Origin of the sequence: Plasticicumulans sp. (assembly GCF_035331805.1) — a bacterium.
GTDB lineage: Bacteria > Pseudomonadota > Gammaproteobacteria > Competibacterales > Competibacteraceae > Plasticicumulans.
This window is the reverse complement of the sequence record NZ_DAOLKE010000453.1, coordinates 1-2,454: the sequence shown is the minus strand read 5'-3', so window position 1 is coordinate 2,454 and position 2,454 is coordinate 1. Positions and strand designations below refer to the sequence as shown.

The 2,454-nt window shown below is 70.9% G+C and carries 3 protein-coding genes; all 3 read right to left on the bottom strand.

Annotated features, from left to right (window positions below):
• The gene (locus PKE44_RS18275) at positions 1 to 1,017 is read right to left on the bottom strand and encodes a GTP-binding protein (RefSeq protein ID WP_324554095.1); all 1,017 of its coding nucleotides are present in this window, start codon (positions 1,015 to 1,017) and stop codon (positions 1 to 3) included.
• A gap of 33 nt (positions 1,018 to 1,050) precedes the next feature.
• Positions 1,051 to 1,443, bottom strand: coding sequence for an MAPEG family protein (locus tag PKE44_RS18270; RefSeq protein WP_324554093.1), 393 nt, complete (start codon positions 1,441 to 1,443; stop codon positions 1,051 to 1,053).
• A gap of 175 nt (positions 1,444 to 1,618) precedes the next feature.
• Positions 1,619 to 2,407: a hypothetical protein gene (locus tag PKE44_RS18265; protein ID WP_324554091.1), complete on the bottom strand. Its 789-nt coding sequence runs from the start codon at positions 2,405 to 2,407 to the stop codon at positions 1,619 to 1,621.
• Between the last annotated feature and the right edge of the window lie 47 nt (positions 2,408 to 2,454).

Genomic DNA, 2,454 nt, shown 5'->3' with positions numbered 1-2,454 from the left:
TCAGCCCAGCGATTCCCAGAGCTTCCCCGCCCAGCCCGCCGGCACGCCGCGGGCGATGACGACGAGGCGCGTGCGGCGGTCGTCCGAGGGCCAGTCCGCGAGCGGCTGCAGGGTTTCGTACGTGCCCTGCACGCCGTGCACGACGAAGGGCAGCGGCCGGCCGGCCAGATGCACGATGCCCTTGACGCGCAGGATCGCGTCGCCGCCGAGCACGGTCAGCGCGCCGACGAAGCTGCGCAGGCGCTCGGCCGGTACCGGCTCGTCGATCAGCAGCACCTCGGCGCGCAGATCCGGGCCGTGGCGGTTCGGGTCCGGCGCGCCAGCGTGCGCGGGGCGCAGGTTCACGAGCCCGCGCGCCGACAGCCAGCGCTCGACCTCGGCCGCCGTCGCGGCCTCGTCGCGCACGCGCACGCCGAACAACCGCGCTGCCTCGATCGCCCCGTGCGTGACCGTCTCAAGCTCCGCCAGCGGATTCAGGGCGGCCAGTTGCGCACCGAGCGCCTCGACCGCGGCCGCTTCGGCGACATCGGTCTTGCTCAGCAGCAGGCGATCGGCGAGTGCGACCTGCGCGCGCGTCTCGGGCTGGCTCGCGAGCGTCTGCGCACCGTGCACGGCATCGACCAGCGTCACGACGCCATCGAGCACGAAGGCTTCCATCAGCGCCGGATCGCCGAGCAGGCCGCGCAGGATCGGCGCCGGATCGGCGAGGCCCGAGGTCTCGATGATCACGCGCCCGAACGGCTGCAGTTCGCCGCGGCGCACGCGCAGCAGCAGATCGGCGAGCGCCACGCCGAGGGCTTCGCGCCGCGCGCAGCAGAGACACCCGCCCGGCAGCTCGACGATGTCGTCCCCGGCCACCGTGCCGATCAGCTCGTGATCGAGCGACACGGCGCCGAACTCGTTGATGATCACCGCGCAGCGCCCGGCAGCCGGCTGCGTCAGCAGGCGTGCGAGCAGCGTGGTCTTGCCGGCGCCGAGAAAGCCGGTCAGCACGGTGACGGGAAGGCGCTGGCTCATGAAAGACACCCCGGGTGGCGCAAGGACGGTCGTTCAAATGCCGGCGAGCGCGACGAGGCAGAGCGCCGCACCGAGCAGATAGGTGCCGAGCGCGCCGGTGAAGCGCAACGGATTCGGCCGGTCCAGCCGCCCGACGACGAGCAGGCCGAGCACGAGCAGGAAGCGGCAGAGCGTCGCCGCGACGATCAGCGCGACGGTCGCAGTGCCGGGCGCCTGGCTGCCGAGGTACAGGAACAGCACGGCGAGGTACGGCGCGAACTCGGCGGTGTTGGCGTGCGCCGCCACCAGCCGGTGCAGCCGGTCGGTCGGCTCGGCGCTATGGCCATCGAGGGTCCGCGTGCGGAAGCGCTGCATGGAAATCGCCAGCCCCAGCCCGAACAGCAGCAGGCCGAGGGCCGCGACGCAGATGATGACGACCGGGTGCATGGACGGCGCTCCGTGCGCAAGGGAGCCGGCATCTTGCCGGGTCGGACCCGGAGTGTCAGCCGCAAGGCGAAGCTTCGCCGGCAAGGCCGGGCCAGCGGCCTGAAAGAGCGTTGCGAAACCCTGCGGGTCAGCCCCTGCGCGCTCGCGTGATTCCGGGGCGCGTACCGGCCAGCCGCTACCAGAGCGAGATCACGTAGAACTGGTAGCCGATGTCCTGCGGGGTCGGCGCGGCGAGCTGGAAGGTCCGGGTGCCGGTCTGCAGGAAGGCGAATTCGTTCCTGCGCGGCCCGCCGCCGGCCGACTGGCAGACCATGAACCTGCCGGGGGCGGGGCTGCGGTCATCGACCGCGGCGATGTGTTCGTTGTGCGTGTAGCACATGAGATCCCAGTACTCGATCTGGTCGAGCCGGGTCCGGTAGTGCAGCGCCTTGGTGCGCACCTCGTCGGCGCGGTGGTTCGGGGTCAGCTTCAGGTCCGGCTGCAGCAGCCGCAGCCAGTTGCCGACGAAGCCGTTGCAGTCGAGACCGATGTACTCGTCGCAGATCTGCTGCAGCGTCTGCTCCCAGGTGATGCTGCCGTCGGCCAGGATCGCTGCGCACTTGCCTTCCGGCGTGCCCTTGCGGCCTGCGAATTTGGCGATGAAGGCATCCGAATACGCGGCGAAGGTTTCGAGCACGCTGATGATCGTGGCCGGCGAGCCCTTGCCCATGAAGGCCTCGACGTAGCGCACCTGACCGCCGGCACGCTCGTAGGCATCGCGCGCCACTTCGTGCAGCCGGATGCTGACCGCGTGCGCATGCTGGCAACCGCCCTTCTCGGGCGAGGGCTTGTTGGCGTTGCGGTACTTGTTGACCGCAACCGTGGCCATGCCGCCGTCGACCGAGCAGCTCATGTTCTTGTAGCGCGCCAGCATGGCCGACGGGCCGAACAGCGGGGCTTCGAGGAGGTTCAGTTCATCGGCCATCGGGTGTCCTCCGCACGGGCGCCGGCAGTCCGGGGATGAGCAGCCGG